General features: G+C 54.1%; 25 protein-coding genes. 3 read left to right on the top strand and 22 right to left on the bottom strand.

Features of this window, described 5'->3' with window-relative positions; genetic code table 11:
* Positions 1-3: 3 nt before the first annotated feature.
* The 6 genes from plsX to CHM34_RS16220 form a co-directional block, all read right to left on the bottom strand.
* Positions 4-1,002 carry a phosphate acyltransferase PlsX gene (gene plsX, locus CHM34_RS16245; RefSeq protein WP_094265667.1) on the bottom strand — a complete coding sequence of 333 codons (999 nt, stop codon included), beginning with the start codon at positions 1,000-1,002 and terminating at the stop codon, positions 4-6.
* Complete coding sequence (gene fapR, locus CHM34_RS16240; protein WP_094265666.1) at positions 1,002-1,562, bottom strand: transcription factor FapR; 561 nt, start codon at positions 1,560-1,562, stop codon at positions 1,002-1,004. Before fapR ends, plsX begins: the two co-directional genes overlap by 1 nt.
* 155 nt (positions 1,563-1,717) lie before the next feature.
* Complete coding sequence (rpmF, locus tag CHM34_RS16235; RefSeq protein WP_094265665.1) at positions 1,718-1,891, bottom strand: 50S ribosomal protein L32; 174 nt, start codon at positions 1,889-1,891, stop codon at positions 1,718-1,720.
* A 45-nt stretch (positions 1,892-1,936) separates the two neighbouring features.
* Complete coding sequence (locus tag CHM34_RS16230) at positions 1,937-2,467, bottom strand: YceD family protein (RefSeq protein ID WP_094265664.1); 531 nt, start codon at positions 2,465-2,467, stop codon at positions 1,937-1,939.
* 69 nt (positions 2,468-2,536) lie between these two features.
* Positions 2,537-3,592, bottom strand: a complete 1,056-nt coding sequence (locus tag CHM34_RS16225; protein WP_094265663.1) for a SepM family pheromone-processing serine protease — start codon at positions 3,590-3,592, stop codon at positions 2,537-2,539.
* Positions 3,576-4,415 carry a patatin-like phospholipase family protein gene (locus CHM34_RS16220; protein ID WP_094265662.1) on the bottom strand — a complete coding sequence of 280 codons (840 nt, stop codon included), beginning with the start codon at positions 4,413-4,415 and terminating at the stop codon, positions 3,576-3,578. The genes CHM34_RS16225 and CHM34_RS16220 overlap by 17 nt, the downstream gene beginning before the upstream one ends.
* A gap of 96 nt (positions 4,416-4,511) precedes the next feature.
* Here CHM34_RS16220 and spoVV point away from each other — a divergent pair, with 96 nt between their 5' ends.
* On the top strand, positions 4,512-5,765 hold the full coding sequence (spoVV, locus tag CHM34_RS16215) for a dipicolinic acid transporter SpoVV (protein ID WP_094265661.1): 1,254 nt from the start codon (positions 4,512-4,514) through the stop codon (positions 5,763-5,765).
* Between the two features lie 130 nt (positions 5,766-5,895).
* On the opposite strand, the gene coaD is transcribed toward spoVV, so the two are convergent.
* From coaD to CHM34_RS16195, 4 genes are all read right to left on the bottom strand, one after another.
* Complete coding sequence (coaD, locus tag CHM34_RS16210; RefSeq protein ID WP_094265660.1) at positions 5,896-6,378, bottom strand: pantetheine-phosphate adenylyltransferase; 483 nt, start codon at positions 6,376-6,378, stop codon at positions 5,896-5,898.
* Entirely contained in the window at positions 6,347-6,952 is a 606-nt protein-coding gene (gene rsmD / locus CHM34_RS16205; RefSeq protein ID WP_094265659.1) for a 16S rRNA (guanine(966)-N(2))-methyltransferase RsmD, read from the bottom strand. The genes coaD and rsmD overlap by 32 nt, the downstream gene beginning before the upstream one ends.
* A gap of 359 nt (positions 6,953-7,311) precedes the next feature.
* Positions 7,312-7,944, bottom strand: coding sequence for a hypothetical protein (locus tag CHM34_RS16200; RefSeq protein WP_094265658.1), 633 nt, complete (start codon positions 7,942-7,944; stop codon positions 7,312-7,314).
* Positions 7,945-8,201: 257 nt separating this feature from the next.
* Positions 8,202-8,516: a hypothetical protein gene (locus CHM34_RS16195; protein ID WP_094265657.1), complete on the bottom strand. Its 315-nt coding sequence runs from the start codon at positions 8,514-8,516 to the stop codon at positions 8,202-8,204.
* A 372-nt stretch (positions 8,517-8,888) separates the two neighbouring features.
* Here CHM34_RS16195 and CHM34_RS20005 point away from each other — a divergent pair, with 372 nt between their 5' ends.
* Complete coding sequence (locus CHM34_RS20005) at positions 8,889-9,011, top strand: hypothetical protein (RefSeq protein ID WP_276207716.1); 123 nt, start codon at positions 8,889-8,891, stop codon at positions 9,009-9,011.
* A gap of 107 nt (positions 9,012-9,118) precedes the next feature.
* Here CHM34_RS20005 and recG read toward each other — a convergent pair whose 3' ends face one another.
* The 6 genes from recG to CHM34_RS16165 all read right to left on the bottom strand — a co-directional run bounded on the left by recG (position 9,119) and on the right by CHM34_RS16165 (position 15,945).
* Entirely contained in the window at positions 9,119-11,167 is a 2,049-nt protein-coding gene (gene recG, locus CHM34_RS16190) for an ATP-dependent DNA helicase RecG (protein WP_094265656.1), read from the bottom strand.
* Position 11,168: 1 nt separating this feature from the next.
* Complete coding sequence (gene sdaAA, locus CHM34_RS16185; RefSeq protein ID WP_094265655.1) at positions 11,169-12,056, bottom strand: L-serine ammonia-lyase, iron-sulfur-dependent, subunit alpha; 888 nt, start codon at positions 12,054-12,056, stop codon at positions 11,169-11,171.
* A 229-nt stretch (positions 12,057-12,285) separates the two neighbouring features.
* Positions 12,286-12,945, bottom strand: coding sequence for an L-serine ammonia-lyase, iron-sulfur-dependent subunit beta (gene sdaAB / locus CHM34_RS16180; RefSeq protein WP_094265654.1), 660 nt, complete (start codon positions 12,943-12,945; stop codon positions 12,286-12,288).
* A gap of 40 nt (positions 12,946-12,985) precedes the next feature.
* Positions 12,986-13,849: a DegV family protein gene (locus CHM34_RS16175; protein WP_094265653.1), complete on the bottom strand. Its 864-nt coding sequence runs from the start codon at positions 13,847-13,849 to the stop codon at positions 12,986-12,988.
* Positions 13,850-13,863: 14 nt separating this feature from the next.
* Positions 13,864-15,570: a DAK2 domain-containing protein gene (locus tag CHM34_RS16170; RefSeq protein WP_206093829.1), complete on the bottom strand. Its 1,707-nt coding sequence runs from the start codon at positions 15,568-15,570 to the stop codon at positions 13,864-13,866.
* A 9-nt stretch (positions 15,571-15,579) separates the two neighbouring features.
* Positions 15,580-15,945, bottom strand: a complete 366-nt coding sequence (locus CHM34_RS16165; protein WP_094265652.1) for an Asp23/Gls24 family envelope stress response protein — start codon at positions 15,943-15,945, stop codon at positions 15,580-15,582.
* A 256-nt stretch (positions 15,946-16,201) separates the two neighbouring features.
* On the opposite strand from CHM34_RS16165, the gene rpmB reads away from it, so the two are divergent.
* The gene (rpmB, locus tag CHM34_RS16160) at positions 16,202-16,390 is read left to right on the top strand and encodes a 50S ribosomal protein L28 (RefSeq protein ID WP_094265651.1); all 189 of its coding nucleotides are present in this window, start codon (positions 16,202-16,204) and stop codon (positions 16,388-16,390) included.
* Positions 16,391-16,841: 451 nt separating this feature from the next.
* On the opposite strand, the gene spoVM is transcribed toward rpmB, so the two are convergent.
* The 6 genes from spoVM to pknB all read right to left on the bottom strand — a co-directional run bounded on the left by spoVM (position 16,842) and on the right by pknB (position 21,677).
* Entirely contained in the window at positions 16,842-16,925 is an 84-nt protein-coding gene (spoVM, locus tag CHM34_RS20240) for a stage V sporulation protein SpoVM (protein WP_141201746.1), read from the bottom strand.
* Between the two features lie 184 nt (positions 16,926-17,109).
* A complete protein-coding gene (locus CHM34_RS16145) occupies positions 17,110-17,754 on the bottom strand; it encodes a thiamine diphosphokinase (protein WP_094265648.1) in 645 nt (214 codons plus the stop codon).
* Positions 17,751-18,314, bottom strand: a complete 564-nt coding sequence (gene thiT, locus CHM34_RS16140) for an energy-coupled thiamine transporter ThiT (protein WP_169713787.1) — start codon at positions 18,312-18,314, stop codon at positions 17,751-17,753. The genes CHM34_RS16145 and thiT overlap by 4 nt, the downstream gene beginning before the upstream one ends.
* A gap of 98 nt (positions 18,315-18,412) precedes the next feature.
* Positions 18,413-19,087: a ribulose-phosphate 3-epimerase gene (gene rpe, locus CHM34_RS16135; protein WP_094265646.1), complete on the bottom strand. Its 675-nt coding sequence runs from the start codon at positions 19,085-19,087 to the stop codon at positions 18,413-18,415.
* Between the two features lie 3 nt (positions 19,088-19,090).
* The gene (rsgA, locus tag CHM34_RS16130; protein WP_094265645.1) at positions 19,091-19,966 is read right to left on the bottom strand and encodes a ribosome small subunit-dependent GTPase A; all 876 of its coding nucleotides are present in this window, start codon (positions 19,964-19,966) and stop codon (positions 19,091-19,093) included.
* A gap of 106 nt (positions 19,967-20,072) precedes the next feature.
* A complete protein-coding gene (gene pknB / locus CHM34_RS16125; protein WP_169713786.1) occupies positions 20,073-21,677 on the bottom strand; it encodes a Stk1 family PASTA domain-containing Ser/Thr kinase in 1,605 nt (534 codons plus the stop codon).
* Positions 21,678-21,681 lie beyond the last annotated feature (4 nt).

Genomic DNA, 21,681 nt, shown 5'->3' with positions numbered 1-21,681 from the left:
TCTTCAACCCCTCTCCACGCGTTTAAGTTGCTCCGAAATTTGAGATATGACACCCTGCTCCACGAACAGGCGCGCCTGCCGTACCGCGTTGTAGACGGCCCGGGCATCCGATGAGCCGTGGGCCTTGATCACCGGCCCCTTCAACCCCAGAAGGGGAGCTCCGCCGTGCTCCTTGTAGTCGATCTCCGCGGCAAAACGCTTCAAACCCGATTTTAACACGGCCGCCGCCAACTTATGAAAAGGCGTCCGGGTCAACTCCTGTTTGAGGCGATCGAAGATGGCCTTGGCCACCCCTTCTGTATTTTTCAACAGGATGTTCCCGCTGAAACCATCGCAAACCAAGACATCGCAGACACCGTATAAAGCATCCCGAGCCTCCACGTTTCCGACGAAATGGACGGGAAGTCCCTCAATCAATCCGAAGGCCTCTTTTGTCAACGCCGTCCCTTTCCCTTCCTCCGTTCCGATATTGAGCAAACCGACACGGGGGTTTTCATAACCCAGCACCTTCTCTGCGACAATACTGCCCATCAGGGCGTACTGTTCCAGATGTTCCGGACGCGCTTCCGGGTTCGCCCCCACATCCAACACCAGCATGCCTTTTCCAGTCATCGTGGGAAAAACAGGGGATAGAGCCGGACGATCGATTCCCTTTAACCGGCCGGTTCCGAAAAGTCCCGCCGCCATCAGCGCTCCTGTGTTTCCCGCACTGATAAAAGCGTCGGTCTGACACTCCCTGACCATCCGACAACCGACGACGATGGAGGAATTTTTCTTGCGACGTACCGCCTTGACTGGTTCTTCCCCGGCTTCAATCCATTCCGACACTCCCTGCAGGGTGAAATTGGGTAAAACCCGCTCCTTCAACAGGGGATTCATCGTCCCTTCCGGTCCTAACAGGACGATTTCCGTATCGGGCCACTCCCTCGCCGCCTGAAAGGCCCCTTCCGCGACGGCTTCGGGGGCATGATCGCCGCCCATGGCATCCAAAGCGATACGCATCACGAGTCCTCCTTCGAACGGTAAACATCAAAGACCCCTTGAAACACGATCTCTTCTTCAACAGTCGTTTGGACGTCCACTTGAGTGCGGTGGTGTGTCTCCTTGGTCACATACGCTTTCGCCACGCACCTTTCCCCCAAGCGAACCGGCCGTATAAAACGGATACTCGCCGTCGCCGTCAAAACCACCTCGGCATCGACGACGGCGACCGCCAGGGAATTGGCTTGTGCAAAGAGGTGGTGACCCCGAGCGATCCGGTTTCGGGCGAAAACGTGTTCCTCCCGGATTTCCAACAGAGAGATCCCGCTGTGATCCAGTTTCAGCTCAGTCACCTGACCGACCACCTCTTCCGGATAAAGGGAACGGACATGGTCGAAATTTTTTTCGGCCATGTATTTGATCCGCCCCCGCAACTCGGGAATCCCTAATTCCATCCGGTCCAGTCGGATCGTCTGGATACTGACGCCGTACCGGCGAGCCATTTCCTCGTCGGTCAGAAAAGGTTCAGCCTCCAGCGCCAATGTCAGCTTTTTTTGCCGTTCTTTTTTCGACAAGCGCACAGCGGAGCGGTCACCACCTTTAATACCACATTCTAATACCAAGTACTAATTCAGTATAGCCGATTCACCTGGTCCATGACAACCATCGAAGACAAAAAATAAGAACCAACAATATCCATTGTTGGTTCTCGGCTTACGATCCATTCTTCTCTTCATTAGTCACCCACAACTTCGGATCCTTTGTAATATCCGCACTCCTTGCAAATGCGGTGGGACAGTTTCATTTCGCCGCATTGCGGGCAACGCACCATCCCCGGAACCGTCAGTTTATAATGGGTCCGACGCTTGCGCTTGCGCGTTTTTGATGTCCGCCGAAAAGGTACTGCCATGCTTTCACCCCCTTGACAGGCTTGTCAACTTCCAATGATGCGGGCTTATTCTTCATCCCGCTTCAACAACTCTTCCAGTTTGGCCAACCGAGGGTCAATCCGCTCGGTTCGGCACTGACAGGTGTCCACATTGCGGTCCACTCCGCATTCCGGACACAAACCTCGGCAATCCTCCCGACACAGAGGAGCAAAGGGGAGCCTCAGGAGTAACGCCTCTCGTATATACGGGGTTAAATCAAGCGGTTGATCCGGAGGAGCAAAGTGAATCTCTTCATCCCTTTCTTCCTCGGAATCCGCTTGCGCCCGTTGCTCTTCATCACTGAACAATTCGTACCAATCCATCGTCAGCTTCTGCTCGAAGGAGGTTAAGCAGCGGGAACAGCGAAATTCAGCTGTGGTGGACTGCTTTCCCTGAACATGAAACAGATCCCGATCTTTCCAGGCGGTGACATGCACCTCCAGGGGTTCGATTCGAAGCAGTTCGGGGTGTTCCTTTTCCAGCCCTTTCAGCTCCACCGAGGCTTCCCGTTCGATCGGACCGGTATTTTGGTTTAACTCCCGCAACGAAATCAGCATATCGACTACTCCCTTATGAAAACAGAGTAATTATATGCTACCCGAAGCATCCCTGTCAATGCCCCCCGGTTATGACGCTCTTTTCTTCACCGCCCGCCCTTCCAGATAATCGATCGCTTCGCTCAGGGTACGAACCGGAACTACCTTCATATCCGTGCCGATCTTTTCGGCGGTGGCCAGTGCTCTCTTTTCATTGGTATCCTGGGGATCGACGTCGGCAGGGACGAAAAAGATATCCGCCCCTTCCGCTTCCGCCGCTCTCACCTTATGATGAACGCCTCCGATCTGGCCCACTTCCCCCGCGGGTGTGATCGTACCCGTTCCGGCCACCCGAAGACCTTGGGTGAGATCCCCTTCTTCCAACTGGTTCATGATTTCCAAAGTGAACATCAACCCTGCAGAGGGACCGCCGATCTTCTTAGCGTCGATACGGACCTCGGGGTCGGTTTTCACTTTCCGCAACGTGATCGGCTCAATTCCAACACCGGCTCGTTCTCCGCCCCCGGAAGGATCCAGGGAGGCCAATGTCACTTCCTCATTCAAGAGGTGATCCTTTCTCTTCACCCTCATTTCCACGGTATCTCCCGGCTTTTTATGACTCAAATAGGTGATCAGGTCCTCGGTTGTCCGAACCCGTTCCCCATCTACCCGCCAGATTAAATCCCCTTCCTGTAACACGTTTTGAGCGGGCATATTTTTCAGCAGACGGAGAACCTGAACCCCTAAAAACTTCTCCTGCACCGGACGCCCCATCTCTCGAAATGCGGCGATCACCGCATTTTGCTGGGACTGATCCATGATTTCCACCTGCCGGTGCTGATATTCTTCCGGATCTTCCCCTCTCCCCAACACTTCGCCTTTGGGGATCCGTTCAAAGGAGGGGCTCATTTGGGAAGCCAGATAGCCCAGCACATTCCCTTCTCTCATCGAAACCGTCGTCATCATAAAGGCCCCTTTTTCCCCGCTTTTCGCCTGGTCCACCTGAATCATCGGCCTCACTTCCAACGCCGAACCGGGTTGGACAATATAGTAGGGAACCGGGACAAAGAAAAGTACCGCAAAAACCATGAGGGCGACCAGGGTTACGATCACCCAAGGACGATACCGGTTATATAGAATCCGCATTCCCTTTGACACCTCCCCGGCTCTCAATCAAGTTGACGATTCGTTTTACCTGGAGTTGAGCCGCCTCTTCCCCCCGGCGAATGCAATCCTGAACCCGGGTGAAGGCCGTTGCACTGATATCCGCCAAGTCCGGATGAATGAGGATATCGGCGGCCAACAGCCTCTGATTCAGTAATTCCCTTTCCATGACACTTAAAGTCTGGGTAATGACATCAAAGATATTTTCCACCCGGACGGCGGGAGCGCGGGGGACGACATCAACAGCCACGATCAGATCGGCACCCATCTCTTCCAATACGGTGATGGGAATCCGATCGATCACACCCCCGTCGACCAGGGTCCGTCCCTCCCATTGAACCGGTTCGAAAATACCCGGGATGGATACGCTCGCCCTTACCGCCGTATCGATCGGCCCTGTCCGAAAGACGACACGCTCCCCTTTCACCAGATCCGTCGCCACCACCGCAGTCGGTACGCTCAACTCTTCCAGGTTTTTTCCCCGGGTCAACAGACGGACTAACTCCTTCACCTTTTCCCCTGTCATAAATCCGCGCCGGGGTACGGTTACATCCAACCAATGCTTGCGCTTGAGATGGGTCGCCAACTGCTCGATCATTTCCAAGTCCGAACCGCCGGCATAAAGGACGCCGACGAAGCTGCCGATACTGCTGCCCGCAATCAAGTCCACCGGGATTCCCGCTCGCTCCAGCACCTTGATGACCCCGATGTGAGCCATCCCGCGGGCTCCCCCGGAGCCTAAAGCCAACCCCACCTTCGGTCTGGCCACTTCTCTTCCCCCTCTCCGAGATCCGTCCCGCCCCATTCTCCGTTACAGGAACAAAGAGACAGGCGGTCTATTTTTTGTGCTTGCGGCGTAGACATGTTATCAAAACCACCCATGAAGAACGGGAGGATCTCGATGCGGCAAACAAACACAGTCCTCCACAGCCAGCTTCGCTCCGTCGGCTTCGGCATCGTCGCGTTGTTTCTCGTCTTATCCATGATTTTGTACCCGGAACAGGCCTTCAATTCTTCCCTGAAAGGGTTGAAAGTTTGGTGGGATGTCGTCTTTCCCGCTCTCCTGCCCTTTTTTATCGCCTCGGAAATCCTGATGGGTTTCGGCGTCGTTCACTTTCTCGGGGTCCTGCTCGAACCGTTGATGCGCCCTCTGTTTCGCGTTCCGGGGGCAGGCGGCTTCGTCATGGCGATGGGGTTGGCCTCCGGATATCCCATCGGGGCCAAGTTAACCGCCCGGCTGCGGGAACAAAAACTGATTTCTCGAACAGAGGGGGAACGCTTGGTTTCGTTTACGAATACCGCCGACCCTTTGTTCATGTTTGGAGCGGTCGCTGTCGGTTTCTTTCACGATGTCGGTCTGGGCGTGGCGATCGCGATCGCCCATTATGTATCCAGCTTTCTCTTGGGTCTTTTGATGCGGTTTCACGAACCGGCCGGCCCTGTAACCCCCCCGCCTGAAAAGGAAAGCGGCTTTTTCCTGTGGAGGGCGCTCAAAGCGATGCACAAAGCCCGTTTGGAAGACGGGCGCAGCCTGGGACAGCTGATGGGAGATGCCATCACCTCTTCGCTTAACAGCCTGATGCTGGTCGGGGGCTTTATCATCATGTTCTCTGTCATCATCGACGTATTGGGAGAAGTGGGGATTACCGGTCTTTTGGCGACCATGATCAGCGGACTGTTCCACTGGATCCAATTCCCTGCGGAACTGGCCTCCTCCGTTATTTCAGGTATGTTTGAAATTACGCTGGGAGCCCAAATCGCCTCCCAAGCCCCTCCCACGGTTGAGATGGCATACAAGATCGCCATTGTCGGTGCGATCACCGCTTGGAGCGGCTTCTCCGTTCACGCCCAAGTAGCCAGCCTGCTCAGTAAAACGGATATCCGGTATACGCCCTATTTTGTCGCCCGGGTCATCCACGGGTTTTTGGCGGGCTGGGTTACCCTGATTCTCTGGAAGCCGATATCCCAGTACATTCTCACCTCTGACGCCGCTGTACCCGCCTTTCTGCGTCAAATTCCGGATTCAGGGTGGATCGGATTCGCTGAACAGTTGCCCTGGATCGGCTGGAAGATGGCTGTGGTAGCGTTCATCCTGGCAGGAACCGGAATTCTGTTGCACACCTTCGCCGCCATCCGTATGAAACACTTTTCATAGATCCCATTCTGATGTTAGCATATTCCTTTTATACATCTTCTTACCCATCCATTAGATTGTTATAAAAATTGCCGGACTTCTTATCCCGATCAGCCCCTTGTCGAATCATTTCCATGAGACGATCGGGTAGTCAGCTTTGCCCATATTTTTCAACCAACGCCTCTTTTACAGGTTGCGGAACCAGGTTGCTGATCTCTCCGCCATGTTGGGCCACTTCTTTGACAATTCCCGAGCTGAGGAAAGAATATTGATTATTCGTCATCATATAGAGAGTCTCCACCTTCGGATCCAACTCCCTCATCATCGATGCAAACTTCAGCTCATATTCAAAATCGGAAATCGCCCGTAAACCGCGAATGATCACATCGGAATTCACCTTATGTACGTAGTCGACCAGTAGCCCGTCAAAGCTGTCCACTTCCACGTTCCCGATATCCAGGGTCACATGACGGATGAACCGCTTTCTTTCTTCGACTGTAAACAAAGGCGTTTTCCTGGCATTATGCAATACAGCCACCACCAGCCGGTCAAAGACCCGGGCCCCGCGGTGGATGATATCCAAATGTCCGTTGGTAATCGGGTCAAAACTCCCGGGATAGACGGCTACCCTCATCGGCCGCCACCTCCTCTTCCTGTTTTTCCCGCCGGCGGTACAGATCGATTTGTGTATCGCCATAGCGCATGACTCGGGTTCGGTATATCTGCCGGTACGATTCTTTCAGGGTGAATTGGGCCGCGTGTTCAGCGACAAGCACCCCGCCTTCCTCCAGGAGGTTTCCTTCGGCGATTTGGTGAACCACCCCGGGAAGGATCGGATCCCGATAAGGGGGATCCAAAAATATATACCGAAAGGAAACGTTTCGTCGAACCAGTGCCCGGATCGCCGCCTTGGCATCCCGCCGGTACACCTCTGCCCGCCCTTCCAGGCCGGCGGCGTTCAGATTGTTTCGAACCGTGTCCACGCTGGAACGGGATTGATCGATAAAAATCGCTTGCTCTGCCCCCCGGCTCAAGGCTTCCAAGCCCAAAGAACCCGAGCCGGCAAACAGATCGAGAACCCAGCCTCCATCCAGATAGGGACCGATGATCTGGAACAATGACTCCTTCACCCGATCCGTCGTCGGACGAATCTGGCCGGAAACCGTCTTCAACCGGGTCCCTTTTGCCGTACCTGCTATAATCCGCATAGATCCACCTTCTGTCATCGATTGAACATTTTTTATCCTACCACAAAGATGGAACACATGAAAATCGACAAAAAAAACAAGACCTTTATGTATATTTCCGAGGAAAAGGGTAAAGATAGAGAATGACGGCGTCGGGAGATGCTGTCAAAACCGCGGAGAAGACTTACGTTTCCCCATAAGCTCTTCCTCCGGTTTCTCCTCTCCCATTCAGTATTCGCGAACCGATCGCGGATACCATTGGCTCGCTCCTTGCGAGCCCTTTTTTTTTGCGTCTATAAACATCAAAAGAAAAAAGGTCCCGACATTCACGTGCCGGAAACCTTTTTTCATGCTGTTGAACCTTCCCACAGACGCTGATCTTACGATTTTCTTCTCCGACGTCTTTTAGCAGAAAACCTTTTACCCGCCCGTCGATTCTGATGGTTCCGGACATGAAGAGAAGGGACCACTTCCGTCTCATCCGTCCGAGGAGAGAGATCTTCCCAACCTTTTCGCCGAGGGTCGGAAGTATCGGGAAGCGAAGGGGGAGCCATCCAGGGATCCGGCAACCGCCCGCGCCATCCTTGCTCTGAATGGCCGCCGCCCTGCCGGGAGCGCTGTTGATCTCCCGAATACTCCGACTCCGGGCCCAAACCTTCTCCTGGAAATGGAATGTCCCAGCCCGGGATCGGTTCATCCAGCCACGGATCGGGATTCAGATATTTGACTTTCTCCCAATCTTCCGGCTTTGGCTTTCCCGAAGGTTTTTCCTCCAAGTTGGAACCCGGCCAACCCTGGGGAGGGTAAGCATCCTCTGTCCACTCGTTTTCCGCGGAAGGAATGCGGTCGGAAAAACTGCCGGGGGGATGGGAAGGAATGTCTGAGCGTTGTTCTCTTCTCTGCATGTCACGCCCCCCCTCCTCGGCTTTTCCCCGCAGCCAGCCCCTTCGGTTGGCCGACACGATACCGCCTTTGCTCGAACGGGAACGATAGGGGTGAAATCGGTTCTTCACAGGGTGTCCTCCCTTCTATCAAGGACTGCTTGGGATGCAGTAGTACAATTCCTATCCTATGTGGCAGCCCGTCTTTCTGCCTTTGATAACCGCCTATCGCCGTCCACCCATTTTTCGAATCCCCCGGACCCCGGAAAAGAGGATGCTTCATTAAGCAGGTCAGCATCCACGGTGGAAGCTACTCATCCGTTACAACACATCGGCGCAAGAGTCGTTCGAGTGGTAAAAGAGTTCCATTATCGAAAATCACAATGCTTCTAACGGACCATTTTTTTCAACATGACCGCTTCTCTAGGGGTAATAACCTGTTCCTTCACTAATAAATCCAACATGCGATTGGAGAGCTCTTTTTTTCGCGGGGACTGCTTCAACTTTTCCACTTCCGGCGGTGAAAACATACGTTCCGTGAGATGATTGAGATATTGAACCAGACTCAGGCTCCCCTCTTTTTTTCGAACCCGCTTCGCCTCCTCCACAGTTCTGACGATTCGCTCCACTGTCACCGCCTTTCGACCCAACGTGCGATTAATCGCCCGTGCGACTTCCTGATACAACAAGGTCTTGGAATTCACGGGTTCACCTCCTGTTCCTCTCCTATACTTATGCATCCCCGTCCGAAAAGAAACTCCGGGATTCATTTTTCGTTTCATTCGCGAAAAAACGGAATAGATTTTTATTAGATAAAATCCGGAAGTTACAGCCGCAAAAGTTATTTCTATGTATTTACAACATTGTACCTATTTGGTATATTAGGATTAGGCCAACTACTCACTTTTATAATAAACAAAAAATCAATATAAAAGCATTACTCACACCTCCACATACTATCATCCGGTCGATTATAAACCTCCTCCTCGCGACACGATGCGGAACACTTCAAAGTCCTTCGGTTGGCTGATGAAGTTCCTACGGCCGTCGGACAACGCTGGAAAGGAGGAACGGACGTGGAGAGGTGGATTCTGCTGTTCTCTGCGGTCGTAAGAATGGTCGAGACTTTGATGCAGCTCTCACAGCGCTACGGTCATCGGTATAAGAGAAAAACCCGTAAAAAAAATCCCTACTTTTAAAAAGCAGGGATCCATCGGTTTCCATCCGGACCTAGAGGCCTTTACGACCTCTAGGTCTTTCCAATCACAACCCCATTATATGTGAATGAAACAAAAATAAAACTTGTCTAATCGAAATCGGACGAATGCTCTCCAACCTCCTGCAAATGACTCCACAAGCCCTTGAAACGGGGATCTTCCCAAAATGAAGGGTCTTCCAACAGACGAGCGGCATCGCCGCGAGCCACTTCCAACACCCGGAAATCCTCTGCCAGATCAGCGATGCGAAACTCCGGCAACCCGCTCTGCTTGACTCCGAAAAATTCCCCGGGTCCTCGCAATTCCAGATCCCGGCGGGCGATTTCAAAACCGTCCGCCGTCTCCGTCATCACCCTCATCCGTTCGATTCCCGCTTCCGATTTGGGATCGGCCACCAACACACAGGTGGAAGCCTCCCGCCCCCGTCCGACGCGTCCCCGGAGCTGATGCAGCTGGGCCAGGCCAAACCGGTCGGCGTCATAGATCACCATCACAGTCGCATTGGGTACGTTCACACCGACTTCCACGACAGTCGTGGAGACCAGGACCTGGACCTCTCCTCGGGCAAAATGCCTCATTACTTCATCCTTCTCGGCCGGAGCCATCTTACCGTGAAGCAAACCGACGCGAAGGGGTGCTAACCGGACAGCGATCTCTTCAAAGACGGACTGAGCATTTTGTAAATCCATCTTCTCCGATTCTTCGATCAGAGGACAGATCACATAAGCCTGGCGACCGCGATTGCATTCCTTTTCGATAAACTGAACCACCCGGGGCCAGACATCCCGTTTCACCCAGTAAGTTTCTACCGGGCGCCTGCCTGCGGGAAGCTCGTCGATGGTGGAAACATCCATATCCCCGAAAGCGGTAATCGCCAGCGTTCGGGGAATTGGGGTAGCTGTCATGGACAAAGAGTCGGGGACCGGCCCCTTTTGGCGCAGGATCGAACGCTGTTTGACTCCGAAGCGGTGCTGTTCATCCGTAATCACCAATCCCAGATTCCGAAAAACCACCGTCTCCTGGATCAGGGCGTGGGTGCCGACGATGACATCCGCCAATCCCATCTGGATCTGTCCCAGCACCTCCCGGCGCTCCCGGGCGGTCATACTCCCGGTCAAGGCCATCACCTGAAGCCCCCGGGGCTCCAGGAGTTCTTTGAGGGAATGAATATGCTGTTCAGCCAGGATCTCTGTAGGGACCATCAGCGCCCCTTGGTATCCGCTCAAAACATTGGCATAAAGAGCGATCGCGGCAACGACGGTCTTACCGGAACCCACATCTCCCTGCAACAGCCGATTCATGCGATCCTCCGCTGCCAAATCGCCAAGGATTTCATCCACCACCCGGCGCTGAGCCTTCGTCAGAGAGAAGGGAAGCTCTCCGATAAAAGCCTCCACCTTCTCCTTATCAAACGAATGGGCGATGCCTTCAACCTGCTTCTTTTTCATCTGGCGCAGACGCATCAGTTTCAGTTCGTAGAGGAAGAGCTCCTCATACACCATTCGGCGGCGCGCTTCTCTGCCTTCTTCCCGGCCTCTGGGAAAGTGGAGCAAATACATCGCTTTCGCCCGTTCCATCAGCCGATATCGTTGCAGAAGCTCCGAGGGTAATATTTCTTCAATCTCCCGTCCGAACCGGACAAAGGTCCGGTAAATCGCGTTGCGCAGTCCGGATACGGTGAGAGATCCTGTTACCGAATAGACCGGCTCCAACCGCCCCGCATGTCTCTGCTGTTCCTCCTGGGTGATAAAAGTACGGTCCGCTGTCACCTGAAGCCGGTGGGCATCCCATTTTCCGAACACGATGATCGTGCGCCCGGACACCAGCTTTTTTTTCAGAAAAGCTTGGTTGAACCAGACGACAGAAATGTGAACCCCGTTCACATCCATCCGGGCGGTCAGGCGGGATTTTTTCCGGCCGTACCATCGCACGCTGACTGCCCCGTACAGTTTTCCCCGCAGGGTCACTTTCTCCTCGTGGGCCGCTTCAGCGACATCCTGGATCCGATAATCCTCATACCGATACGGAAAGTATTCCAGCAGATCAGCCACGGAATGAATACCCAACCGGGCCAGATCTTCGGCCCGTTTTTCCCCGATCCCTTCGCTATCCGTCACCGGTCGTCTTTGAAGCTCCATCTTACTTCTCGGATTTTCCGAAAATCCGACGTTCCTCGGCGCGGCCGGTCGGGGTAGCCGCCAATCCCCCCAGAGCAGTCTCCTTGAGACTGGTCGGCATATCCCGACCGATCCGGAACATAGCACCGATCACCTCATCCGTGGGGATGACGCTTTTTACCCCGGCCATGGCCATATCCGCCGCGACCATGGCGATGGATCCCCCCATCGCATTCCGCTTAACACAGGGAGCTTCCACCAATCCCGCCACCGGGTCACACACCAGACCCAGCATATTCTTCAGAGCAATGGCGACCGCTTCCGCCGACATGGAAGGCGTTCCCCCTGCCATCTCCACCACAGCCGCCGCCGACATCGCCGTCGCCGAACCCACTTCGGCCTGGCACCCTCCGGCGGCGCCAGAGATAAAAGCGTTATTGGCGACACAGTATCCAATGGCACCGCTGACGAAAAGAGCCCGCACCATCGTTTCCCGGTCGGAGCCCAACCGGTCCGCCGCCGTAAACACGCATCCGGGCAAAATTCCACAGGCCCCTGCTGTCGGTGTTGCCACGATGGTTCCCATAGCGGCGTTGATCTCCGAAACGGCCATCGACCGGGAGACTGCGTCCAGTACATCCGCGCCGGAAAGAAGAACATCGGCCTCCTTCATATATTTGCGGATCCTTTGAGCATCCCCTCCGGACAACCCGCTCTGGGAGGCCACCTCTTCGTTTAATCCCCGATGGATGGCTTCTTCCATCACATCGAGGTTTTCAGCCATCTGTCGCATGATTTCTTCCCGGGGTTTGTTGAAATCCTTCATCTCCTTGCGGATCATGACTTCGGAAATGGAAAGGTTTTCAGACTCGGCCACTTCTACCAGTTCGGCCACGGTTCGAAAGTTCATAACCACCGACTCCTTTGCCCGATGTTGATTGTGAAGGCGGATCTATTTAACACTTCCTGAGCGTTTTTCGCTTGCCAGTACTGTCCAGGGTCATTGTAACACAGAAAAACCGGCGACATCACAGCAGGCAGACGGAACCCGCCACAAAAATGCCGCCGGAACCGAAGGGTGTCAACCGTCGACCGGCGGCATCATTTGCTGTTGTTTGATCCCGGAACAGACACCTCCGCTACTGCAATACGGTGACACCGGTAATCTCCGAGAGCCGGGAAATCTCATTTTGGATCTCGTCCCCGACCGACTGGTCCGTTTCGATGATCATGAGAGCCATCGATCCCTTCTCCTTGCGGGAAACCTGCATATAACCCACGTTGATCCGGTTTTCGGCCAACACCTTGGCCACATTGGCAATCGCTCCATATCGATCGTGGTGCATAATCAATAAGGCGGGTGAACTGCCGGAAAGCCTCAGTTCAAAACCGTTCAGCTCCACAATCTCCATTTTCCCACCACCGATGGAAATCCCGGTCACTTCGGTAGAACCTGCTTCATCCTCCAGCAGGATTCGTGCTGTATTCGGATGGTCCGGGATTTCTTCCGATTCGAGAAAAACAACCTCTACGCCCTCCCGCCGGGCGATATCCAAGGACTGAACGATCCGCCGATCATGGGTATCGAAGTCTAAAACGCCTCCCACGATAGCGATATCCGTTCCGTGCCCCCGGTAAGTTTTAGCGAAGGAACCATAAAAAGTGACCGTCACTCGTGAGGGTTTTCGACCGAAAAGGGACCGCGCCGCCCGTCCGATCCGCGCCGCTCCCGCAGTGTGCGAACTGGAGGGGCCGATCATGACGGGACCGATGATATCAAAAACCGAACGATACTTCACATCCAATCCCCCTTCACAGACACTGCTCCTGGATTTCAAATCATTCCTGTACGGGAGCCAGCACCACCGCCACTGTTCCGGGACCGACATGGGACCCGATCACCGGACCGATCTCAGCGAACACGGTCTCTTCCAGAGAAGGAATGTTTTCCTGCAGGCGCTCCGCCCATTTCTCCGCTTCTTCCCGGTTGTCGGTATACAGGATCCCCGCCCGATAGGATCGGTCGGAGACGGTGTTTTGCTTTAATAATTCGATAATGCGGGTGTTGGCCTTATTCTTGCCCCTCACCTTGTCTATCGGGAAGATAACACCCTCCCTGTCGATGGAAAGGATCGGCTTAATATTGAGAAGAGAACCGACCATCGCGGAAGCTTTCCCGATCCGGCCGCCCTTTTGCAGATATTCCAAGGTATCGACCAAGAAGTAGACTTGTTCTTCCTCAATCATCCGATTGGCGACAGCGACGCATTCATCCAAAGAATGGCCCGCCTGGGCCGCTTTAGCCACTTCCACAACGATCATCCCGATGGCATAAGAAGCGGTTTTGGAGTCGATCACAGTCACCTTGAATTCATCTTCCACCATGGACTGGGCCAGCAGGGCGGACTGATAGGTGCCGCTGAAGGAAGAGGACAGGTGAATGGAGATGATATCGGTCTCCCCGTCCTTCGCCGCTTCCCGGTAAGCTTCAACGAAATCGACGGGGGAAGGCTGAGAGGTGGTCGGCATCTCCTCCGACTCCGCCAATTTCCGATAAAACTCCTGCGGTTCAATCGTAACCCCGTCCAGATAGGATTGACCTTCCAGGTGAACTTTCAGGGGTACGAGGGTAATCCCCAGCTTTTCGACAAGATCCTTCGGGATATCCGCTGTACTGTCCGTAATCACCTGTACCTTTGCCATGGAAACACCCCCGTCTATTCGACTGAGAATATGAAATAGTAAAGAGGCTGGCCACCGTAATGCACTTCACACTCGACCTCAGGATAGTTCCGTTTCAAAAAGTCCGTCAGCTCTTTCACTTGGGCGTCTGTGACGTCCCTCCCATAAAGAACAGTGGTGACATCAGCCCCGTCTTCCAGCATTTTAGCCAGCAATCCCCGGGATGTAGCCATCAGACTGCCTCCGACCGTCTGGATCTCTCCCTCCCGAATCCCCAGGAAGTCGCCCTCTTGAATCTGACCACCTTCATACTGGGAATCCCGGACCGCATAGGTGACTTCACCGGATTGAACGGAAGAGGCGCTTTCCATCATCCGCTCCCGGTTGGACTCGGGAGTCTCTTCCGGGTTAAAGGAGAGAAGGGCGGACAAACCTTGGGGAATCGTCCGGGTAGGCAGCACCGTCACCGGTACCTCCACCAGATCCACCACCTGTTCGGCTGTCATGATGATGTTTTTATTATTGGGCAAGACAATCACATGATCAGCCCCGATTCCATCGATGGCTTGTAAAATCTCCTCGGTGCTGGGGTTCATGGTTTGCCCGCCCTGGATCACCACATCCACCCCCAGGCTGCCGAAGATATCCGTAAGCCCGTCCCCGACAGCCACAGTGACGATCCCGTAAGGCTTTTTCTCCGCCGGCTCCTCCTTCGGATCGACCTCCGCCGGTGAAGGATCCGCCGGGGCGTTCTCCAGGATAGCGGAATGCTGCTCCCGCATGTTCTCGATCTTGATCCGGGTTAAAGAGCCGTATTTCTGAGCATAATTCAAGGTTTCCCCCGGATGCTCGGCGTGGATATGAACCTTTACCAGATCGTCATCGGCAACGACGAGAAGAGAGTCCCCGTATCGCCCGATTTCACTCCGGAACCGCTCCTCCTCGAAAGTCTTCCCGCCTCTTTCAGAGAGCTGAACGATAAACTCCGTGCAGTATCCGTGTTCAATCGCCGCAGGGTCGAAACGGGACTGAGCACTTCTCCGGTGGGCGATTTCACCCAGGGTCTCCAACTGTTGAGCAGGTTTTTTCGTTTCATTTTTCGGCGTGTAGGAAATTTCTTCACCGGTCAGGGCAGCCAGAAAACCTTCATAAATCAGGACCAGACCGTGTCCGCCCGCATCGACGACATCGGCCTTGGCCAAGACAGGAAGCAACTCCGGAGTCTTTTCCAAAGCAGTACGAGCTTCGGTCAAGACAGCTTCCATCACCACGGTGATATCTTCCGTCTGGCGGGAGCGCAAAACTCCTTTGTCTGCCGCTTCCCGGGAAACGGTCAGCACGGTCCCTTCCACCGGCTTGATCACTGCTTTGTAAGCCGTTTCCACTCCCCGTTTTAACGCTTCCGCGAAGGAACGGGCCGTCAGTGTTTCATGATCGGCGGCCGCCTTACCAAAACCGCGGAAAAGCTGAGACAGGATCACACCGGAATTCCCCCGTGCACCCATGAGTAAACCCTTGGAAAGCGCTTGCGCCAAAGTGCCGACATGGGAGGAAGAAGCCGCTTTCTTTTCCATCTCCCGTACACCGGAGGTTAGCGTCAGGTTCATATTGGTGCCCGTATCTCCGTCCGGAACCGGAAATACATTCAACGCATTGACTTCCTCTACATGGCTGTTCAGCTTCACGGCTCCCGCCCGGATCATCTGTGTAAAAACATTTGCGTCAATTTCCTGTAGCAACAGTGGTCCCCCTTACTCTTCGCTCACCAACCGAACACCTTGAACAAAAATGTTCACCCGACTGACGGTTAAACCGACCATTTGATCGAGAGTGTACTTCACTTTGGACTGTACATTGTGGGCCACCTCGGAAATCTTGGTTCCGTAGCCGACAATGATGTACATATCGATTTCCATTTCGTTGTTGTCGTTTTTTACCTCAATCCCCTTACTCCAGTTCTCGCGTCCCAGGAGTTCAGTGATTCCGTCTTTCAACTGGCTTTGGGAAGCCATCCCGACCAGTCCGTAGCAATCCATGGCCGCAACTCCGGCGACCGTCGCGATCACTTCGTTGGAAACTTCAATCTGTCCGTAATTCGTAGAAACATCCAGAGTCATCGCAATTCCTCCTCAGAAGAGGTTCCTTTTGGCAGTTACGGATATTGTACAACAAGGAAATACGGAAAAAAAGGAACCAAAACAATCATACTCGAGGGGCTTCATTCTTGCAAGGCGGAAACAGCTGTGCTAGAATGGATGGGTATTTTGTTCTCGAGTCATCCACTTTTATCTTGAGAACATGAACCGATCGGTATCATTCACTTTGAAAAATCGGGAGAATCATTCTCCCGTTAAGTCAGGAGGTTGAAGCCTTATGGCACGTCGTTGCTATATCACCGGTAAAGAAGGTCACACCGGAAACAAAGTGAGCCACTCCAACCGGAAAAACCGGCGCAAGTGGGGAGCCAACGTGCAAAAGGTGCGAATTCTGGTGGACGGTAAACCGAAACGCGTCTACGTCAGCACCAAAGCTCTGAAATCGGGGAAAGTGACCCGCGTCTGATCGGACGGCGGGTTTTTCAATCCTCGCTACAAGTACCAAAAACACCGATGATGTTTTTGGCTCAAAAACAAGCCAACCGGACACTGCCGGTTGGCTTTTTACTTTCCTCTGGGGGAGCTATCCTTTGAAATTCGAAAACCCGATCTCCAAATGTAGACCGGGTTTCATCTGTATACAGCGAATACCCCACCTGGTAACCCAGTTGGGAGAAGTGGCGGGTCGGCAAAGATCCTTGGCACTCGGGGGAGGACCCATCAAGTCCGGAACAAAAGCCCGGCGGATCGCCGTAAAATCACGAAAACCCTTTGAAGATTTTCCTATTTATCATGAATGAGTGATCCCCGAACATGGATTCTTTCCCATATCGGAAGGTCTCGATCCTTTTCATCACCCTACGCGGGAAAACCCACCGGGCGAACATCGGGGAAAGGAGAATCCAAAAACCGCCCCGCTATTTTTGCTTATTGAAAACACCTAATAAGACCTTAACCATCCCGCCGAGGAACTTTGGGAGTTTAATCGTGTAAAACTTCACCCCTACCCCTCCTTCACCCAGTTGGTCATCGAGGAACCCTTCGACCCTTCACTTATTTATATTCTATAAAGGTCTTTTCGTGCCTAGAACTTCGAATCCCAACTCCGAAAAACCCCGCCGACCGGACAGCCTTCTCTCTCCCCCATAACAGCCTCTGCGACGAAAGCGTTGTGAAAAACCAAAACTAATCCCGGCTCTCGATCACTACCAGCTTTCCCGACTTCAGGAATATCCGGCCGGTGTCATCGGTCAGCTCATTGCTGATGCCCAGGGGTCGGCTCCGCGTGAGGACTGCGTCAGTCAAGGGATAAAGAAATCCTCTCAAGGTGAGCCCCTCCACCCGATCCGTCAGCGCCAGCAAGGAGACATAACGGAACTCCCCCGATCGGATCGTCATCTGATCGCCTCCTCGGCAGAGGCGCACCCGGTTGCGACCATGGCGGAGGGTACATCGGACTCCGGCTTCCTCCACCCGCTCCAGCAAAAACAGATTGGCCAAGGCGTGGTCGAAACGGGAACCTCCCAGTCCGCCCAGGATAAGAATTTCCTCAGGAAAACGGCCCAGTGCCGTCTCCACGGCATACTGGGTATCCGTCATATCCTTCGCCTCCGGCAGCTTTTTCACGGGGATTTCCTCCCGTTTCAACCGATCAATCTCTACCGGATTCACCGTATCAAAGTCTCCCACCGCCAAAGACGGACGGATTCCCTCCTCTCTCAGAAACAGGAGGCCTCCATCCACTCCGATCACTTCATCCGAGGGAACGAGAAGATTCCAATCCTCGGGAGAAACTTCACCCCCGGCGACAATCACGATTCTCCTGCTCATCGCGAAGCCCGCACCAAATGAGGTGCTTTGGCGATCAGTACCGCCATAACAGCGATGGAGACAAATGTATCGGGAAGGATATAGGAGGCGTTATACAGGAAGGAATAAAGAACCGGAGACAACCCCTCCGGTGCATAGGCGGCAAACCAGATGACCCCGGAGATAAAATGGGCCGCCAGCCGGAACAGACCGGCCAGGGCAACAGCTGCGGATATGCGTAGGATGTTGACCCCGGCCTCCCCGGCCTTGCCGGTATCCCGGAGAGAAACGGCACCGGCCACACCCAAAGCGGCATAGGCGACGGGGTAATCCAGTACCACCTGGACCGGGTGGACGATAAAAGGTTCTAACAGATAATTAATCAGACCGACCAAAAAACCGCAGAACACCCCTGCTTTCCATCCTCGGCGAAAGGAAATGACCACGATGGGAACCATCGCCAAGCTGATGGATCCTCCGTAAAACCACCATGCTTTCAAAGGGGTCAAAGCACTCAGTACCCCGGCGACCGCTGCCATGACGGCGATCTCTATCAGTGTTTGTAAACGTTGACGCTGCATAAGCCTTTTCGCTCCTCTGGTCATGTATCAACGATCCCACGAAGAACCCGCCCGAACCGGACAACCAAGTATAGACCGATGGGACCCTGAAAATGAAGTTAACGGGAGGCGCGCCGGCCGGCCTCCGCTCCCTTCCGAATCGCCTGGATCGCTTCCCGGCGATCTTCCTTTCCGAACACCGCCGACCCCGCCACCAACACAGTCGCTCCCCAGGAAGCGGTTTGGGCGGCTGTTTCCGGGTTGATCCCCCCATCTACTTCGATTTCCAGATCCGGATTCCGGTTGTCGGCCCTTTCCCGCACCTCCCGGATTTTATCCAGTACTCCAGGGATAAACTCCTGTCCGCCGAACCCAGGATTGACCGTCATCAAGAGAACCAAGTCCAGATCCGGCAGAATCGGTTCCAGCACCGATGCCGGAGTGGCCGGATTGAGAACGACCCCGGCTCTCGCCCCCTGCTCTTTAATCAGGTGAACGGTACGGTGCAAGTGGGGACAAGCCTCCTGATGAACGGAAATCCAGTCGGCACCGCTTTTGGCGAAAGCCGGGATATAGCGGTCCGGCTCCTCAATCATCAGATGAACGTCCAGGGGCAACGTTGTATGCGGACGGATCGATTCCACGATCCGGGGGCCGATTGTAATATTGGGAACAAAGCGGCCATCCATCACATCGACATGAATCCAGTCGGCCCCTCCTCTCTCCGCCTCGACGACTTCCCGATCCAACCGGGAAAAGTCCGAGGACAAAATCGAGGGTGCAATTTTCACCATGGATCAGTACCTCCTTTGATCGCTGATTTCTTGCAAAAACTGAAGATAGTTCCTGTAGCGGGCGGCGTCGATCTCACCGTGCTCCACCGCCGTCCTCACTCGGCAGTCAGGCTCGTTTTGATGAAGACATCCCCGAAACCGGCACTCGGGCGCCCGGCTACGCATCTCCGGAAAACAGGCCGAAAGATCCGTCGGTTCCATCATCGGGAAGTTGAGCTGGTTAAAGCCCGGCGTGTCTGCGACTTGTCCCCCTTTCCCCAACTCCAGAATCTCCACATGGCGGGTGGTGTGACGTCCCCGTTTCAATTTTCGGCTCACTTCTCCCGTGGTCAACCGGAGGGACGGAAGAATCGCATTTAGAAGGGACGATTTCCCAACTCCGGACTGACCGGCGAAGACGGACAACTTCCCGGACAGTTCCCTCTGTAATTCCTCCACTCCCTCCCCGGTATGTACACTGGTGACAATGACGCGGTATCCCGCTCTGACGTAAGCGGTACGAATCCGATCGATCACGGATTCGTCATCAACCAGATCCCGTTTGGTCAAACTGATCAACGCGTCAAGCCCTTCGTGCTCAATATGAACCAGAAATCGGTCCAACAGCTCCTGTCGAAAATCCGGTTCCTTGAAAGAACAGACGACCACCGCTTGTTCCACATTGGCGATCGGCGGCCGGAGCAGCTCCGTTTCCCGGGGCCGGATCTCCGTCACAATCCCTTCTCCGGGAACCGTCGGTTCAAAACCGACCCAATCCCCGACCATCGGAGATTGTTTTTTCTTTTTAAACACGCCGCGGGCGCGGCACTGTACGTCCCCCTCATCGGTCCGCACATAGAAGAATCCGCTTACAGCGCGTATAATTCTGCCTTCGGGCATAGCGTCCCTCCTTGTTCCGTTCCCTTTGCCTGAAACGAAAAGGGAACGAGGCATTCACCTCGTTCTCATTATGTTCCATCCACAGGCGGGTAATCAATTGTTCGGTTTATTGGTTCGGCGGTGGAATCTTCTTTTTCCCTTCTGTAGGATTACTAATCCAGACCCGAACCGTCCCACCCTTTTCCACTTTTTCCCCGGGAGCCGGATCGGAGGCGAAAGCTTTGCCTGTTTTAGAACTGTGGGGCCAGTAGATGATTTCGATCTCGTAACCGGCTCCTTGGATGTTCGACTCCCATTCTCCTATATAATCCTTTACTTCCACCATTTCTTTTTGTTCTTGCTCATGCTCTCCAGCTTTCTCTGAACCAGTGCTGACCGTGAGATCAATACTTTCTCCTTCTCCCAGTTCCGCTCCTTCCTGCTCGCTCTGTTCGATCACGGTTCCTTTCTTTTCACTGCTGGGCTCTTCATTGACATCCCCGACGGAGATTCCTTTATCCTTAAGCACTTCTACTGCCTCAGCCCGGGACTTTCCGACCACATCAGGCACTTCCGCGGTATCCTGACCCATCCAGCCCATCACAGCATCAAAGGCGAAGACGGCCAGGGCGATAATCACAAAAAAGGTGAACAGACCGAAAAGAAGCTTCTGCCACCAAGGCATGTTGGCCTGAACATTTTCCAACCAGACGACGGTACGTCCCAGCATCGTCTGATCTTTGTCCGCAGGAACCTGGCGCAGACGTTCCAGGTTGGCCAAGGTCTGATCCCCCACTTTGGAGGGGCTCTTCTTCGACTCTTCCGTCGCGGCATGACCGAGACCTTTCATCGCTGGGATCGTCTTATCCAAGTCCCCGTCCCGATGGGTCCGCAGCGGAGGTTCTTCCATGCGGTCATAATGGAACACCGCATCCAGTTCGTGTTTCATAGCCCGTGCCGATTCGAAGCGCTGGTCCGGATCCTTTTCCAAAGCCTTCAGAATGATATGATGAATACTCTGCGGAACATCCGGGTTCAGCTTCTCCGGATCGATCACCGGCTCCTGCAAGTGTTTCATGGCGACACTGATGGCAGAGTCCCCGTCAAAGGGAAGCTCCCCCGTCACCATTTCGTACAAAACGACACCCAGGGAATAGATATCCGACTTTTCGCCGATCAGCCCGCCTCGGGCCTGTTCCGGGGAAAAATAATGGACGGAACCCATTACCGACCCCGCCTGGGTGATCGTGGATGAGCTTGTCGCCCGGGCGATTCCGAAGTCCGTCACTTTGGCCCGTCCGTTATAACCCAACAGGATATTGTGAGGCTTGATATCCCGGTGGACGATCTGGTTTTCATGGGCGTGGGCCAACGCATCACAGATCTGAGACGCAATGGATACGATCTCCTCCGATGTCAACGGACTGTATTGCTGAATATACTCCTTCAATGTCGGCCCTTCGATATATTCCATGACGATGTAGTGGGTGTGGTTTTCCTGACCTACATCGTAAACACTGACCACACTGGGATGGGACAGACTGGCGGCGGCTTGGGCTTCCCTGCTGAACCGGCGGACGAACTCCGAATCGTTGCTCAAGGACTCATTCAATACCTTGATCGCCACATAACGGTTTAAAAGAACGTCCCGCGCTTTATAAACGACCGCCATACCGCCGCCGCCGACACGGCTGATAACTTCATAGCGGTCGCCCAGCTTTCTCCCTTCCACTGAC

Source organism: Paludifilum halophilum, assembly GCF_002245355.1.
Classification (GTDB): domain Bacteria; phylum Bacillota; class Bacilli; order Thermoactinomycetales; family DSM-45169; genus Paludifilum; species Paludifilum halophilum.
The sequence above is the reverse complement of the archived record's forward strand: the minus strand, read 5'-3'. Positions and strand labels throughout refer to the sequence as shown.

Bases quoted from the DNA above. Each gene is read 5' to 3' on its own strand.
- plsX (WP_094265667.1), bottom strand. From the start codon at position 1,002: ATGCGTATCGCTTTGGATGCCATGGGCGGCGATCATGCCCCCGAAGCC.
- rpmF (WP_094265665.1), bottom strand. From the start codon at position 1,891: ATGGCAGTACCTTTTCGGCGGACATCAAAAACGCGCAAGCGCAAGCGT.
- CHM34_RS16230 (WP_094265664.1), bottom strand. From the start codon at position 2,467: ATGCTGATTTCGTTGCGGGAGTTAAACCAAAATACCGGTCCGATCGAA.
- CHM34_RS16225 (WP_094265663.1), bottom strand. From the start codon at position 3,592: ATGCGGATTCTATATAACCGGTATCGTCCTTGGGTGATCGTAACCCTG.
- CHM34_RS16220 (WP_094265662.1), bottom strand. From the start codon at position 4,415: ATGGGGCGGGACGGATCTCGGAGAGGGGGAAGAGAAGTGGCCAGACCG.
- spoVV (WP_094265661.1), top strand. From the start codon at position 4,512: ATGCGGCAAACAAACACAGTCCTCCACAGCCAGCTTCGCTCCGTCGGC.
- coaD (WP_094265660.1), bottom strand. From the start codon at position 6,378: ATGAGGGTAGCCGTCTATCCCGGGAGTTTTGACCCGATTACCAACGGA.
- rsmD (WP_094265659.1), bottom strand. From the start codon at position 6,952: ATGCGGATTATAGCAGGTACGGCAAAAGGGACCCGGTTGAAGACGGTT.
- recG (WP_094265656.1), bottom strand. From the start codon at position 11,167: ATGGAGCTTCAAAGACGACCGGTGACGGATAGCGAAGGGATCGGGGAA.
- sdaAA (WP_094265655.1), bottom strand. From the start codon at position 12,056: ATGAACTTTCGAACCGTGGCCGAACTGGTAGAAGTGGCCGAGTCTGAA.
- CHM34_RS16175 (WP_094265653.1), bottom strand. From the start codon at position 13,849: ATGGCAAAGGTACAGGTGATTACGGACAGTACAGCGGATATCCCGAAG.
- CHM34_RS16165 (WP_094265652.1), bottom strand. From the start codon at position 15,945: ATGACTCTGGATGTTTCTACGAATTACGGACAGATTGAAGTTTCCAAC.
- rpmB (WP_094265651.1), top strand. From the start codon at position 16,202: ATGGCACGTCGTTGCTATATCACCGGTAAAGAAGGTCACACCGGAAAC.
- CHM34_RS16145 (WP_094265648.1), bottom strand. From the start codon at position 17,754: ATGAGCAGGAGAATCGTGATTGTCGCCGGGGGTGAAGTTTCTCCCGAG.
- thiT (WP_169713787.1), bottom strand. From the start codon at position 18,314: ATGCAGCGTCAACGTTTACAAACACTGATAGAGATCGCCGTCATGGCA.
- rpe (WP_094265646.1), bottom strand. From the start codon at position 19,087: ATGGTGAAAATTGCACCCTCGATTTTGTCCTCGGACTTTTCCCGGTTG.
- rsgA (WP_094265645.1), bottom strand. From the start codon at position 19,966: ATGCCCGAAGGCAGAATTATACGCGCTGTAAGCGGATTCTTCTATGTG.